Here is a 14001-nt window from a genome sequence, read left to right as displayed (position 1 = left end):
GCAGGGACGACATTCACAGGCGGGGAAAACCTGTGACTTGCAAACCGTCGCCCGACGAAGGAGGAGGAGAAATCGGGCGCCGGCAGTAAGTTCAGTAAAGCCGCTGCTTCAGGCCGCGTGGGTATGCTTGAGGCCGGGGGCAGCGTGGCGGATCGCGTCGCGAACCTTGGTGATGGCAGAGCGGAGCATGTCCGCAATGATCTGGTTGCGCATCCGGTGCGCAGCGGCAACGATTCGGGTCACGTCGATGTTTTCGTCGTACATTTTTTCTCTCCTGAGGCTCATCGTGTAAGCACGGTATGAAATGTACAAAGCATGACGCGACGCAACAAACGATGTATTGTCACTCAACACATGAGTTGAATTCATCCGTATGCCAGACCGCCTGCCACCGCTGAATGCGCTTCGCACCTTCGAGGCCGCTGCCCGCCACCTGAGTTTCAAGTTCGCCGCCGAAGAGTTGTCGGTCACGCCGACGGCCGTCAGCCACCAGATTCGTGGTCTGGAGGACTTTCTCGAGGTCGAGCTTTTCCGGCGACTCACCCGCGCGCTCGAATTGACGCCCGAAGGCGAAGCCCTGTTGCCCGGCGTGCGCCAGGGGCTGGAATCCTTTGCCGAAGCCGTGGGGCAAGTGCGCCGCCTCAAGCCGGGTGCGCGCCTGCGCGTGGTGGCGCCGCCTTCGTTCGCGGCGCGCTGGCTCATGCCGCGCCTGCACCAGTTCAACGATCGTGAGCCCAACGTCGAGCTGTACATGCGCGGCTCCATCCGCGCCATCGACGACAGCCGTACCTCACGCACCAATGATCGCGACGCCGGCCGCCGCGGCCGCGACCGCGACATTCCGCAGGTGTGGATTCGCTACGGCCGCGGCGAGTATCGCGGCGTGCGGGTCGACCGCCTGTTCGAGCCCGAATACACCGCCGTGTGCAGCCCTGCGTTGCTGCGCCGGCGCATTCCGCTGGCCAGGCTCGAAGACCTGCGCCATTTCTCGCTGATCCACGACGAAACCATCCCCGACCCGGCGCTGCGCCCACGTTGGGAGGCGTGGTTGCGGGCCGCCAAAGTGACCGGCGTGCGTGTGGCCGGGCCGCATTTCTCGGACTCGGGCCTGGCCATCTCGGCGGCCATCGACGGCCTGGGCGTGGCGCTGCTGGCGCGCCAGCTGGTCGAGGGCGAAATTGCCGCAGGGCGCCTCATCGCCCCCTTCGACGTCTCCATCCGCTGCGGCTTTGCCTACTACATCGTCTCGCCCGAGTCCGTGTCCGACGAGCCGCAGGTGCAGGCTTTCCGCGAATGGCTCATTGAAGAGGCGGCCACGCGTCCGACCCCGGCATTTGCCGAAGCCAGCCAGCATGAGGATGCTGTCCGCTGAGTTGTCTCATGGCCGCGAATCAGGCAGGGTAAGGGCATGTCATGCCCGCTTGCCGGCGGGCCGAATTCGAGAATGAACCGCATGACGCAGACCAATCCCTTCGATGCCCTCAACGAGGCCATGCTTGCCGAGATATCCCTCGGCGCCTTTCTGATGTCCGAGCAGCTCGGCCACAGCGCCTTCGACGACCGCGTTCTCGCAGCCATGCGCGCCACCCCGCGCCACGCCTTCGTGCCGCTCGAGTTGCAGCCCTATGCATATCAGGTGCGACCGCTTTCGATCGGCTTCGACAAGACCATTTCCAACCCGCTGATCATCGCAGCCATGACCGACCTGCTGCAGGTCGAGTCGCACCACACGGTGCTGGAGATCGGCACCGGCCTGGGCTACCACGCGGCCATCGTGTCGAAGCTTGCGAAGCAGGTGTTTTCGATGGAGTTCGTCGAAGAACTCGCCGCCCAGGCGCAAGAGCGCCTGTCGTCGACTGGCTGTGCCAATGTCGAGGTGATCTTCGGCAACGGCGCGACCGGACTGCCGCGTCACGCGCCGTATGACCGCATCCTGGTGACAGCGGCACCCGAGATGATCCCGCCGATGTTGCTGACCCAGCTCAAACCGGGCGGTCGCATGGTGATTCCGGCTGGCTTGGAAGGCGAGCAGATGCTGATGCTGGTTACGCGTGACGTGACCGGGCGCATCGCCGTGCAGAACATTCTGCCCGTCGGCTTCGGGCCGATGGAGGGCGTGGAATCATCGGAACTGCATTCGTGAGCGGTGCGGCGTTAGCGCTGCGATGCAAGCTGGGCGTGGGGGGGCGTTCTGTTTTCGGGTGAGGGCGGTTTCGGTAGCGAATCCGCGAAGCCTTAGCCTCAACTGTCGCCATGACGGCTATGAGCGCGCGTGGCACGCATTTTCATTTTTGGCTTGCGGCTTGCGGCTTGCGGCTTGCGGCTTGCGGCATCTTGGCGCGGGCTCCAGCGCTCGGCTTCTTTGGTGTTATCGCTGTGCGTTGTTTTGGGGTGAGTTCGTTGTGTTGGCCTTGACCGGCCGGGACTCGCCCCGGCGGGCGACCTTCTTTCTTGTTGCACGACAAGAAAGAAGGCAAAGAAACGTGCCCCGCATCCGCGCCCCTTCGGGGTTCCCTCGCTCCGTGGGATTTCGCCGGCCGGTCCTGAACTCGCTTCGCTCGGACAGCAGGACCGGACAACTCCGTCGAAATCCCCCTGCGCTCGGCGCTTCTGAGGGGAGGATGGGTGCGCGCGGTGCGGCACGTTTTCTTGATTGGATTGCTCGGGGTGCTTGGAGTTGGAGTGCCGTTTGTGCCGAGGGCACACCGGTTCTACCGTCATTGCGAGGAGCGCAGCGACGCGGCAATCTCGCAGCCTTTCCATATTGCACAGTCACTAGATTGCCGCGCTGCGCTCGCAATGACGGGGAGAGGCGCAGCGCGAATTGAGAGCGCCCCTGCCTCAACGGAAGTCATGTGTTCTATCTCCCTGGGTCGCTGAGCCTGAGGTGCTCGGGGAGGGCTTGCCAGCCTTATGCTGCCGGCTAGTATTGAACTCACCGCACCGGCAGCAAGCGAACGAGCAGGGCCGGACTCAAGGCAGAAGCTCAACGCCTGACAAATTGCGCCACGCGCCGAATAAGCGGCGGGTGCGGCCGTCCGATGTCCGTCGGTGCCTTCGGGAAGGTCATCGGCGCTGCACTACCCCTTGCATTTGTGGCTTGACCTTCCCATTGTTGGAAGGTGGAAGCTATGCCTGTCAGTCATCCAACCGGAACACAGCCATGTTGCACTTCAAGGTCGAGGGAATCTCTTGTGGGAGTTGCGTGCGTCGCATCATCGCAGCGGTGACCAATCTCGATGACGAAGCGCTCGTCGAGGTCGATCAGGCGGCCGGTACGTTGTGTGTGCAGGCGGATCTGGAGGCGCGGGAGGTCATCCGGGCCATTGAGGACGCAGGCTATGCGGCCACAGTCTTGAGCGAGAGCGAATGATGAGCGAACACGACGGTGTCGAGCGCACGCTGCACGTGGGCGGCATGAATTGCGCTTCGTGCGTGGCGCATGTGGAAAAGGCCTTGCTCAGGCTGGAAGGGGTTTCGAGTGCCAGTGTGAATCTGGCGGCTGGCACGGCTGCGGTCGTGGCGGCGCCGAATGTGAGCACGGCCGACTTGGCAGGGGCCGTCGAGAAAGCCGGCTATGCGGTGCTGCGAGACGAGACCATGCTCGACATCGAGGGCATGAGCTGCGCGGCCTGCGTCGGGCGGGTGGAGAAGGTGCTCAAGCGCGTGCCGGGCGTGCTGGATGCGAGCGTGAATCTGGCATCACGGCGCGCTCAGGTGCAAACGGCGGGCGGGGTCGATGCGGCGGCGCTGGTGGCGGCGGTGACGCGTGCGGGTTTTCAGGCGCGGCTCGCTCAGGAGGGCGGTGACGGCGCGCGCGAGACCGCGGCCGGCGACGAGTTGCGTGATCTGCAGCGAGCCGTGTGGATTGCCGTGGTGCTGACCTTGCCGGTGTTCATGCTGGAAATGGGCTCGCACCTTTTCCATGGCATGCGTGAATGGGTGCTCGCCACCATCGGCGCGACTGCCAATGGCTGGATTCAGGCAGTGCTGACCACGGCCGTGCTGTTCGGGCCGGGCCTGCGCTTCTTCCGCAAGGGTGTGCCGGCGCTGCTGCGCGGGGCGCCCGACATGAATGCGCTGGTGGCCCTGGGTACTAGCGCAGCATGGGCGTATTCGTTGGTGGCGCTGATTGCGCCGGGCGTGCTGCCGGAGGGCACGGCCAACATCTATTTCGAAGCCGCGGCCGTGATCGTCACGCTGATTTTGGTGGGGCGTTGGCTGGAGGCGCGCGCGCGTGGCCGTACGTCGGACGCCATTCGGCAGTTGATGCGCATTCAGCCGCGCACGGCGCGCGTGCGGCGCGACGGGGCCGTGGTCGAGTTGCCGATTGCCCAGGTGGTGGTGGGCGACGTGCTTGAAGTGCGGCCGGGCGAGAAGGTAGCGGTGGATGGTGACGTCATCGAAGGCACGTCCTTCGTCGATGAATCGATGATCAGCGGCGAGCCGGTGCCGGTGGAAAAACGCAACGGCGACGAGGTGGTGGGCGGCACGCTCAACACGCGTGGTGCGTTTGCCTTCCGCGCCACGCGTGTGGGTGCCGACACCGTTTTGGCGAACATCATCCGCATGGTCGAGCGTGCGCAAGGCGCCAAGCTGCCGATCCAGGCGCTGGTCGACAAGGTCACCATGGTGTTCGTGCCGGTGGTGATGGGCGTGGCGCTGCTGACCTTCGTCGTGTGGCTGCTGTTGGGTGATGAAGCCGCGCTGAGCTTTGCGCTGGTGAATGCGGTGGCCGTGCTGATCGTGGCGTGCCCGTGCGCCATGGGCCTGGCTACGCCCACGTCGATCATGGTGGCAACCGGCCGTGCTGCGGCCATGGGCGTGCTGTTCCGCCAGGGGGACGCATTGCAGACGGCCTCGCGCGCCGAAGTGGTGGCTTTTGATAAAACCGGCACGCTCACACTCGGCAAGCCGCGACTCACGGATCTGGTGACCGCCGACGGCTTTGTGCGCCACGAAGTGTTGCAACTGGTGGTGTCGGCCGAGTGGGCGTCGGAGCATCCGATTGCCGAGGCGCTCATGGCTGCCGCGCGCGAGTCCGGCGTGGATGTGTTGCCGGCCGAGCAGTTCGAGGCCGATGCCGGCCACGGTGTGCGTGCGCAGGTGGCGGGGCGCCGGGTGGAGGTTGGTGCCGATCGCATGATGCGGCGGTTGGGGCTGGATGTGGCAGTGTTCGCCGCCGAGGCGACGCGCTTCGGCGACGACGGCAAGACCCCGCTGTATGCCGCCATCGATGGCCGGCTGGCCGCGATCATCGCGGTGGCCGACACGCTCAAGGACGGTGCGCTCGAAGCCGTGCGCGCGCTGCACGGCATGGGGCTCAAGGTGGCGATGATCACGGGCGACAACGCTCAAACCGCCCACGCCATCGCGCGTCAGGTCGGCATCGACGAGGTGGTGGCCGAGGTGTTGCCCGAAGGCAAGGTCGAGGCCTTGCAGCGCCTGCGGGGCGAGGCGGGGCGGCGTGTGGTGTTCGTCGGCGATGGCATCAACGATGCACCGGCGCTGGCCGCAGCGGATGTCGGCATTGCCATCGGCAGCGGCACCGACGTGGCCATCGAGAGCGCCGACGTGGTGCTGATGTCGGGCGATCTGTCTGGCGTGCCGCGTGCCGTCGCCTTGTCGCGCGCGACGATGCGCAACATCCGCCAGAATCTGTTCTGGGCCTTCGCCTACAACGCGGCGCTGATTCCGCTCGCGGCAGGTGTGTTTTACCCGCTGTGGGGGCTGCTGTTGTCGCCGATCTTTGCCGCCGCCGCCATGTCGTTGTCGAGCGTGTTCGTGCTGAGCAACGCTTTGCGTTTGAGGGTGGTTGCGGTTTGAACGCTGGCTTGGTCAGGCTGGGTATTGCGGGCAGTCGAGTAAAAGTCACCCGCGACCCAGATTCAATCGCTGACGTTAGCAGGAGACGAAACCCATGAACATCGGCAAAGCCGCCGTGGCTTCCGGCGTGTCCGCCAAGATGATTCGCTACTACGAATCCATCGGCCTGATCCCGCCCGCGCGGCGCAGCGATGGTGACTACCGTCGCTACGGTGATGACGACGTACACGTGCTGCGTTTCATCCGCCGCGCGCGAGATCTGGGCTTCAGCATCGAGTCGATCCGGGAGTTGCTGGCTTTGTGGCGTGACAAGCGCCGTGCCAGCGGTGACGTGAAGCGCATCGCGCTGGGGCACATCGCCACGCTTGAGGCGCGCATCGCCGCGCTGCAGGAGATGGCCGACACCTTGCGTCAGCTGGCGGACTGCTGCCATGGCGATGCACGGCCGGACTGCCCGATTCTGGGCGGCTTGGAGGGGGCGGCGCGGCTGCCTTGAGCTGTGCGAATGCAGTGACCTGGCGGATTTTCAGGCGTCAGAGCGTCTCCAGCCGCGCCATGTCGCGCGCCAGCCGCTGCGATTCGGTTTCATGCAGCAAAACCAAGGCCGCGAACAATTCACGCTCGTCGTCGATAGGGGCGGTCTCGCGGCGTGTTCGGTACACCGCCTCGAGTGCGCGGTGAATGCCAAGTGCGGCGCCGAGCAAGTCCGCCGTGGTGGTGGCCGGGCCGACCTGAATGCCGTGCTCGATTTCTTCTGCGCGGGGAAATTCCACGGTGTCGCTGAACCAGGTGTCGAGCACGTTGCGGTGGGCTGCGTCATCGGCCAGGTAGCGCGCCAGGGCCGCCTGCATTTCATGTTCGTGTTCGGCGAGGTACAGCAGCGCCATGCGCAGGCGTTCATCCGTTGCGCCGTGGGCCAGCGTGCGGTAGCGCGCGGCGAGCCGCGCATGCAGGGCGGTGGCCCAGTCCAGGACTTCCTTCACCCGATGGAATCTCATCATTCGTCTCCTCGCCGGCGGGCATGTCGCCCGCTGCAACGCCCTCAATCTACGCTTCATTCAGGGCGCCACCTTGATGAACGTCAACCGCCAGGCAGATGAGCGGGCGTGACCTCTCGCGGTTTCGTCACCCGCCATGCTTGCTGCTGCGCAACATCGCGCATTGACGGGACATGGTGTGCCGCAGATACTGCCCCGGATGCGGCGGATGTATCGGTCGCGCGCGCTTCACCTCCTGAACCCCGTTGTCGGGTCTGCCCGCTGACGTTGCAAGGACTGCCTCAATGGCCATTCGAGTCGCCCTGCATCACCGCACGTCCTATCGCTATGACCGGCACGTCGTGCTCTCGCCCCAAGAGGTCCGGCTTCGGCCCGCGCCGCATGCGCGCACGCCGATCCTGTCGTATTCGTTGACGGTCGAGCCCGAAAAGCATTTCATCAACTGGCAGCAAGACCCTTACGGCAACTACATCGGCCGATTCGTTTTCCCTGAGCCGGTGACCGAGCTGGCCTTCACGGTGGATCTGATCGCCGACATGACGGTGATCAACCCCTTCGACTTCTTCGTCGAGGAATACGCCCAGCACTTTCCGTTCAAGTACGTCGAGCAACTGCAGTTCGAGCTGGCGCCGTATCTGCGCCCCGAGCCGGCCGGCCCGTTGCTGACCGAGTGGATGGAGCGCGTGAAGCGCGAGGAGATGACGCCGGGCATCACCACGCTCGATCTGCTGGTCAACCTGAATCGCCGTCTGCAGGGCGACATCTCGTATCTGGTGCGCATGGAGCCAGGCGTGCAGACGCCCGAGGAAACGCTGCAGCGCGCCTGCGGCTCGTGCCGTGACACCGGCTGGCTGCTGGTGCAGATCGTGCGGCATTTGGGGTTGGCTGCGCGCTTCGTGTCGGGCTACCTGATCCAGCTCAAGGCCGACCTCGAGGCGCTGGATGGCCCCAGCGGTACCGACAAGGATTTCACCGATCTGCACGCCTGGGCCGAGGTCTATCTGCCCGGCGCCGGCTGGATCGGGCTCGACCCCACCTCCGGCCTGCTGGCCGGCGAGGGCCACATTCCGCTGGCGTGCACGGCGTTGCCGCAAAGCGCCGCGCCGGTGATCGGCTCGTTCGTGGGCGAGGCCGAGAGCGAGTTCGGCTTCGAGATGTCGGTGACGCGCATCCATGAAGACCCACGCGTCACCAAGCCCTACACCGAGGCGCAGTGGCAGGCCATCAACGCGCTGGGCGAGCAGGTGGATGCGGAGCTGACCGAGCGCGACGTGCGTCTCACCCATGGCGGCGAGCCGACCTTCGTGTCGATCGACGACATGGACGGCGCCGAGTGGAACTTCACCGCGTTGTCGCCCAAGAAGCGCGAGCTCGCCGGCCAGCTCACGCTGCGCCTGATGCAGCGCTTCGCGCCCGGTGGCATGCTGCATATCGGGCAGGGCAAGTGGTATCCGGGCGAGCCGTTGCCGCGCTGGGCGCTGGGCATCTATTGGCGCCCCGACGGCACGCCGATCTGGCGCGACACCGCGCTGATCGCCAGCGAAGAGGTCGATTACGGCTTCGATGCGCACGCCGCACAGCGCTTTTGCGCTGCACTGGCCGAACGGATGGGCGTGCATCCGGGCTACATCATCACCGCCTACGAAGACGTGTGGGTAGCCTTGCATGAGGAACAAAGCCTTCCGGCCAACTTCGACCCGCGCACGGCCAAGCTGAAGGAGTATGACGAGCGCCGCCGCCTCGCGCGCCAACTCGAACACGGCCTGGGCGAGCCCGTGGCCTTCGTGCTGCCGCTCAAGCCCGAGGAGCCGGCGCAGGCCGATGCGCCCGCGCCCAGCGCATGGCGCTCCAGCCGCTGGCCGCTGCGCCGCGAGCAGCTGTATCTGGTGCCGGGCGATTCGCCGGCCGGCTTGCGACTGCCGCTCAACTCGCTGCCGTGGGTGTTGCCTGAAGACATGGAGCCGGATTTTCCGGTGGACCCCTTCGCGCCGCGTGGCGAGCTCGGCACGCCCGCCAACCGCAAGGGCACGCCCGCGGCGCCCCCGGCGGACGACCCCGCCGCGCGCGACGTCATCCACACCGCGCTGTGCGTCGAGGCGCGCAAGGGCCGCCTGAATGTCTTCCTGCCGCCGGTGACGCGTCTGGAGGACTACCTGGCCCTGGTCGCAGCGGTCGAAGACACCGCCGCCGCGCTGAAAATGCCGCTGCAACTCGAAGGCTACACACCGCCGCGCGACCCACGCGTGCGCCTGCTGGCGGTAACGCCGGACCCCGGCGTGATCGAGGTCAACGTGCACCCGTCATCGAGCTGGCGCGAACTGGTCGACAACACCTGGGTGTTGTACGAAGAGGCGCGGCAGTCGCGTCTGGGCACCGAAAAATTCATGCTCGACGGCCGCCACACCGGCACGGGTGGTGGCAACCACGTCACGCTCGGCGGCGCCACACCGTCCGACAGCCCGTGGCTGCGCCGCCCCGACGTGCTCAAGAGCCTGATCACGTATTGGCAGAACCACCCCGCGCTGTCCTACCTGTTCTCGGGCACTTTCATCGGGCCGACCAGTCAGGCGCCGCGTGTGGATGAGGCGCGCGACGACAACCTGTACGAGTTGGCCATTGCCTTCCAGCAGATGGATCAGGTCTTGCCTGACGCGGAAGAGAGCAAGCGCCCGTGGCTGGTCGACCGTCTGCTGCGCAACCTGCTGGTGGACCTCACCGGCAACACCCACCGTGCCGAATTCTCCATCGACAAGCTGTATTCCCCGGATGGCCCCACCGGGCGCCTCGGCCTGGTGGAGTTCCGCGCCTTCGAGATGCCCCCGCATGCGCAGATGAACCTGTGCCAGATGGTGTTGCTGCGGGCACTGGTGGCGCGTTTCTGGAACGAGCCGTGGCGCGGCAAGCTGGTGCAGTGGGGCACGCAACTGCACGACCGCTGGATGCTGCCGCACTTCGTGGCGCAGGACATCCGCGACGTTGCGCGTGACCTGCAGCAGGCCGGCTACGCCTTCGACGAGGCGTGGTTCGAACCTTTCATCGAATTCCGCTTTCCGCGCTATGGCACGGTGGTCTATGAGGGCATCGAACTGGAATTGCGCCAGGCCATCGAGCCGTGGAACGTGCTGGGCGAGGAGATGAGCGGCGGCGGTACGGCGCGCTATGTGGATTCATCGGTCGAGCGCCTGCAGATCCGCGTGCGCGGGCTCACCGACGGCCGCCACGTGGTGGCCTGCAACGGCCGCCCGGTGCCGCTGCATCCCACCGGCACGCATGGCGAATACGTGGCTGGCGTGCGCTTCCGGGCGTGGGCGCCGCCGTCGGGCCTGCACCCGACCATCGGCGTGCATGCGCCGCTGACCTTCGACATCGTCGATACGTGGTCGGGCAAAGCCATCGGTGGCTGCACGTATCACGTGTCGCATCCCGGCGGGCGCAATTACAGCACCTTCCCGGTCAATGCCAACGAGGCCGAGGCGCGGCGCTTTGCGCGCTTCTGGCCGCATGGCCACACGCCGGGCCCGATGGAAGTCGCCGCCGAGCCGCTCAACCCGAGCTTCCCGTTCACGCTGGACTTGCGCTGGCAACCTTGATGGCTATTGCCGCACTTTGAGGCTCAGCACGGTGTACTTACCGTTGATCTCATCCACCGTGACGCTCACCTTGTCGCCGTTGCTGAGGCCTTCAAGCAGGACCGGGTCAGCCACCTCGAAGACCATGGTCATCGGCGGCATGTCGAGGTTAGGGATATGCTGGTGGCGTAGCGACAATTTGTTGTTGCGCGTGTCCACGCGGCGTACTTCGGCATCCACCAGGGGCAGCTCGGCGTGAGCTGCCTTGGCGGGGGACGGTGTGGCGGCCTCGCTTGCGGGGCCGTGAGCATGTCCGTGGCCTGCGCTGTGATTGTGGGCCAGGCTGGGGCTGGCCAGCGCCAGCCCGATGACACAGGCAAGGCTGATACGGTGGATCGGGTGCATGGGCTGACTCCTGTTCAGTGACGATGGTGCGCGCTGTCGGCCTTGGCCTGGACTGCCACGCTGGCCAGCATGCCGGCCTGGTAGTGACCCGGCAGCAGGCAGGCGAACTCGAATTCGCCTGCGCGGTTGAAGGTCCACACGATCTCGGCGGTCTCGCCCGGCGGTACGTGGGCCATCCAGGGTTCGTCGTGTTCCATTTTGGGGAACCTGACCATCATCTCGGCGTGCTCGACCAGCGATGCGGGGTCGCCGATGACCAGTTCGTGCATGACCTGACCGGCGTTCCTGACGACGATGTGTACGGTTTCACCCTCCTTGAAGCTGACTTTGCCGGGGGTGAAGCGCATGTCGTCGCTCATCACCACCTCCAGCGTGCGGGTGGCGTCCCCGGCCTCGGCGGCGATGCCCCAGGCCGTCTGTTCCTTGACGACCGGGCCGGCCGGCTTCGCGTGATGACGCTCGCCGTGGGCATGGGCGGCGCCGCTCACAGCCAGCGCGGCGATCAGGGCGATCAGGGGTGTTCTCTGCATGGGTGTCTCCTATGCTTCAGTGTTGGTGATGGCCCGGGCCGCCCTGCGGCTTGCGCACGTCCATCTCGACCTTGGGGGCGTCCGGACGGTCCGCCGCGAAACGTGCGGGCTCGGCGAGCGGGCCGGTCCATTCGAAGGCCTGGGTGCCGGCCGGTTGCGCGTACCAGCCCGGGTCGGAGTAGTCCCCGTGCGGCTGGTCATGGCGCACCTTGAGCATGGTGAACATGCCGCCCATGCCGATGGGGCCATGCGGGCCGTGGCCGGCCATCATCGGCAGGGTCTGCTCGGGAATCAGCATCTCCATGTCCTTCATGTCGGCCATGCCCCGCTCGCCCATTACCATGTAGTCGGGCGACAGCTTCTGCAGCCGGCCGACCAGGCCGCGGTGGTCGATGCCGATCATGGTCGGCACGTCGTGGCCCATGGGGTTCATGGTGTGGTGGCTCTTGTGGCAGTGGAAAGCCCAGTCGCCTTCCTCGTCGGCGATGAATTCCATCTGCCGCATCTGGCCCACGGCGATGTCCACCGTGACCTCCGGCCAGCGCGAACCCGGCGGCGTGGGGCCGCCGTCGGTGCCGGTGACCTCGAACTCATGACCGTGGATGTGCACCGGGTGGTTGGTCATGGTCAGGTTACCGACGCGGATGCGTACGCGGTCGCCGTGGCGCACGTTCATCGAGTCGATGCCGGGGAAGGCGCGACTGTTGAAGGTCCACAGGTTGAAGTCGGTCATGGTGTTGATCTTCGGTACCACGCTGCCGGGGTCGATGTCGTAGGCGTTCAGCAGAAAGCAGAAGTCGCGGTCGACCTCGCTGATCGCCGGGTGGGCTTCCTTCGGATGCGTGACCCAGAAGCCCATCATGCCCATCGCCATCTGCACCATCTCGTCGGCGTGCGGGTGGTACATGAAGGTGCCGGGGCGGCGCGCGACGAACTCATAGACATAGGTCTTGCCCACCGGAATCGACTTCTGGTTGAGCCCCACCACGCCGTCCATGCCGTTGGGCAGGCGCTGGCCGTGCCAGTGGATGGAGGTCGCCTCGGGCAGCTTGTTGGTGACGAAGATGCGCACGCGGTCGCCTTCCACCACCTCGATGGTCGGGCCGGGGCTCTGACCGTTGTAGCCCCACAGGCGCGCCACCATGCCCGGCGCGATCTCGCGCTCGACCGGCTCGGCGACCAGGTGGAATTCCTTGACGCCGGCGTTCATGCGCCACGGCGCGGTCCAGCCGTTGAGCGTCACCACCGGGTTGTAGGGGCGGCCGGTGTCCGGCATGCGCGGCGGTGCGGTGGCGGCCGAGGTCTGGATGACCGGCTCGGGCAGCCCTGCCAGTGCAGCCTTGCTGACCGCCGTGGCGGCCACCGCGCCGAATGCGGCGTGGCCGAAGAACTTCCTGCGATCCATCAGTGACCTCCTGCGGCGCCGCCGCGAGTGCTGCGTGCAACCCCGCTGCCGCCGCCGACGTGTTCGGCCCCGGCCAGCACGGCCTGCAGGTTGATGTGGGCGAGCCAGAAATCGCGCTGCGCCTGCAGCGCGGCGGTCTCGGCGGCAACGCGCTCGCCCGTGGCGTCGATCAGGTCCCAGGTGCTTTTCAGCATGCCGTTGTAGCGCAGCAGCATGTCGTCCTCGCGCTCGGCGGCGAGCGGCAGCACGCGCGCGGTCAGGACGTGGGCGACCTCGTGGGCGGCGGCGTAGCCGTGCCAGGCCTCGCGCGCCTGTGAGCCCACGCGCACGCGCATCAGTGCCGCGTCGGCGCGGCTGCGCACGGCGCGTTGTACGTCGTGCGACAGCGGCGTGCGGCGCAGGTCGATGTAGGGCGCGGCAGCGGGCAGGGTGGCCGCGTCGGCGTCCGGCAGCGCCGCCTGCGAGGCGGCCTGCCAGCGTGCGCGGTCGCCCTGCGGCAGACCGGCTTCGGCACGCGCGGCCTCGGCGGTGAGTACCGCCAGTTGTGGGCTGGCGCGCTCGGCGGCGGCTTCGATGCCGTCTGCGGGCCGCAGCGGCGGCAAGGGCGCCAGCGCGTCCGGCAGCGAGAAGGTCGCTGCCTCGCCGGACAGACCGGCCACGCGCACCAGCGCCTCGCGCGCCGCGAAGGCGGCATGACGCGCTTGCGTCAGCGCAATCGCGGCGTCGGCCAGATCAAGGCGCTTGCCCACCAGCCGGTCGCGTCCCCAGTTGCCGGCGGCGGTCATGCGCGCGGCCAGCTCGTCGGCCACGCTGGCGGCCTCGAACTCGCGCTCGGCGTGACGCAGCGCGGCCTGCGCGGCGACGGCGCTGACCCACGCCTGTTGCACCTCGCGCGCCAGCTCCACGGCAGCGACGTCAGCCAGCGCGCGTTCCTGTGCGCTCATGCCGCTGGTGGCAAACAGCGTCGGGCGCTGCGCGAAGGCGGCGCGCACGGCGGCGCCGGTGCCCAGTTGCGGACGGGTGTCGGTGGCCTCGACCGCTTCGGGTAAATTGGCGGCTTCCCAGCGCAGCAGGTCGATGTGGCCACGCTCGAAGCGGCCGACGGTGTCATTGGCTTCGCGCCAGTCGCGCTCGCCGAGTGCGGGGTCGTGTTCGGGCCAGGTCACGCCCGGTTGGGGCGGGGCGGCAATCGCCGCCCCTGCGATCAGCGCTGCGGCCAGCGCGATGGGTCGGATCGGGATGGGCAAGGGCTCGTCCTCCTTCAGGGT

General features: G+C 66.8%; 12 protein-coding genes. 6 read left to right on the top strand and 6 right to left on the bottom strand.

Features of this window, described 5'->3' with window-relative positions; translation table 11 throughout:
* Positions 1-108: 108 nt before the first annotated feature.
* On the bottom strand, positions 109-264 hold the full coding sequence (locus AC6H0W_RS00680; RefSeq protein WP_497575181.1) for an RSP_7527 family protein: 156 nt from the start codon (positions 262-264) through the stop codon (positions 109-111).
* 109 nt (positions 265-373) lie between these two features.
* Here AC6H0W_RS00680 and gcvA point away from each other — a divergent pair, with 109 nt between their 5' ends.
* From gcvA to cueR, 5 genes are all read left to right on the top strand, one after another.
* Positions 374-1372, top strand: a complete 999-nt coding sequence (gene gcvA, locus AC6H0W_RS00675) for a transcriptional regulator GcvA (RefSeq protein WP_497575180.1) — start codon at positions 374-376, stop codon at positions 1370-1372.
* Between the two features lie 72 nt (positions 1373-1444).
* Positions 1445-2143 (top strand): protein-L-isoaspartate(D-aspartate) O-methyltransferase, encoded by a 699-nt coding sequence (locus tag AC6H0W_RS00670; protein WP_497575179.1) that lies wholly within the window; start codon positions 1445-1447, stop codon positions 2141-2143.
* Between the two features lie 1020 nt (positions 2144-3163).
* Positions 3164-3373, top strand: a complete 210-nt coding sequence (locus AC6H0W_RS00665; RefSeq protein WP_497575178.1) for a heavy-metal-associated domain-containing protein — start codon at positions 3164-3166, stop codon at positions 3371-3373.
* A complete protein-coding gene (locus AC6H0W_RS00660) occupies positions 3373-5826 on the top strand; it encodes a heavy metal translocating P-type ATPase (protein WP_497575177.1) in 2454 nt (817 codons plus the stop codon). Before AC6H0W_RS00665 ends, AC6H0W_RS00660 begins: the two co-directional genes overlap by 1 nt.
* Before the next feature lie 94 nt (positions 5827-5920).
* A complete protein-coding gene (gene cueR, locus AC6H0W_RS00655; protein WP_497575176.1) occupies positions 5921-6322 on the top strand; it encodes a Cu(I)-responsive transcriptional regulator in 402 nt (133 codons plus the stop codon).
* A 37-nt stretch (positions 6323-6359) separates the two neighbouring features.
* On the opposite strand, the gene AC6H0W_RS00650 is transcribed toward cueR, so the two are convergent.
* Positions 6360-6824 (bottom strand): hypothetical protein, encoded by a 465-nt coding sequence (locus AC6H0W_RS00650; protein WP_497575175.1) that lies wholly within the window; start codon positions 6822-6824, stop codon positions 6360-6362.
* A 284-nt stretch (positions 6825-7108) separates the two neighbouring features.
* On the opposite strand from AC6H0W_RS00650, the gene AC6H0W_RS00645 reads away from it, so the two are divergent.
* Positions 7109-10414: a transglutaminase family protein gene (locus AC6H0W_RS00645; protein ID WP_497575174.1), complete on the top strand. Its 3306-nt coding sequence runs from the start codon at positions 7109-7111 to the stop codon at positions 10412-10414.
* 3 nt (positions 10415-10417) lie between these two features.
* On the opposite strand, the gene AC6H0W_RS00640 is transcribed toward AC6H0W_RS00645, so the two are convergent.
* The 4 genes from AC6H0W_RS00640 to AC6H0W_RS00625 are packed head-to-tail and all read right to left on the bottom strand — an operon-like array spanning position 10418 to position 13980.
* Positions 10418-10798: a copper-binding protein gene (locus AC6H0W_RS00640; protein ID WP_497575173.1), complete on the bottom strand. Its 381-nt coding sequence runs from the start codon at positions 10796-10798 to the stop codon at positions 10418-10420.
* A 14-nt stretch (positions 10799-10812) separates the two neighbouring features.
* Positions 10813-11328, bottom strand: a complete 516-nt coding sequence (locus tag AC6H0W_RS00635; protein WP_497575172.1) for a cupredoxin domain-containing protein — start codon at positions 11326-11328, stop codon at positions 10813-10815.
* A gap of 16 nt (positions 11329-11344) precedes the next feature.
* Positions 11345-12736 carry a multicopper oxidase family protein gene (locus AC6H0W_RS00630; protein WP_497576173.1) on the bottom strand — a complete coding sequence of 464 codons (1392 nt, stop codon included), beginning with the start codon at positions 12734-12736 and terminating at the stop codon, positions 11345-11347.
* Entirely contained in the window at positions 12733-13980 is a 1248-nt protein-coding gene (locus AC6H0W_RS00625) for a TolC family protein (protein WP_497575171.1), read from the bottom strand. The genes AC6H0W_RS00630 and AC6H0W_RS00625 overlap by 4 nt, the downstream gene beginning before the upstream one ends.
* Positions 13981-14001: the final 21 nt, after the last annotated feature.

The organism is Pseudazoarcus sp. NS20, assembly GCF_059703745.1.
Note: the sequence above shows the minus strand (reverse complement) of the source record. Positions and strands in the feature narration are given on the sequence as shown.

What these genes read in the sequence shown, in the direction of transcription:
- AC6H0W_RS00650 (WP_497575175.1), bottom strand. Translation starts at nt 6,824, where the DNA reads ATGAGATTCCATCGGGTGAAGGAAGTCCTGGACTGGGCCACCGCCCTG.
- AC6H0W_RS00645 (WP_497575174.1), top strand. Translation starts at nt 7,109, where the DNA reads ATGGCCATTCGAGTCGCCCTGCATCACCGCACGTCCTATCGCTATGAC.
- AC6H0W_RS00680 (WP_497575181.1), bottom strand. Translation starts at nt 264, where the DNA reads ATGTACGACGAAAACATCGACGTGACCCGAATCGTTGCCGCTGCGCAC.
- gcvA (WP_497575180.1), top strand. Translation starts at nt 374, where the DNA reads ATGCCAGACCGCCTGCCACCGCTGAATGCGCTTCGCACCTTCGAGGCC.
- AC6H0W_RS00665 (WP_497575178.1), top strand. Translation starts at nt 3,164, where the DNA reads ATGTTGCACTTCAAGGTCGAGGGAATCTCTTGTGGGAGTTGCGTGCGT.
- AC6H0W_RS00670 (WP_497575179.1), top strand. Translation starts at nt 1,445, where the DNA reads ATGAACCGCATGACGCAGACCAATCCCTTCGATGCCCTCAACGAGGCC.
- AC6H0W_RS00660 (WP_497575177.1), top strand. Translation starts at nt 3,373, where the DNA reads ATGAGCGAACACGACGGTGTCGAGCGCACGCTGCACGTGGGCGGCATG.
- cueR (WP_497575176.1), top strand. Translation starts at nt 5,921, where the DNA reads ATGAACATCGGCAAAGCCGCCGTGGCTTCCGGCGTGTCCGCCAAGATG.
- AC6H0W_RS00640 (WP_497575173.1), bottom strand. Translation starts at nt 10,798, where the DNA reads ATGCACCCGATCCACCGTATCAGCCTTGCCTGTGTCATCGGGCTGGCG.
- AC6H0W_RS00635 (WP_497575172.1), bottom strand. Translation starts at nt 11,328, where the DNA reads ATGCAGAGAACACCCCTGATCGCCCTGATCGCCGCGCTGGCTGTGAGC.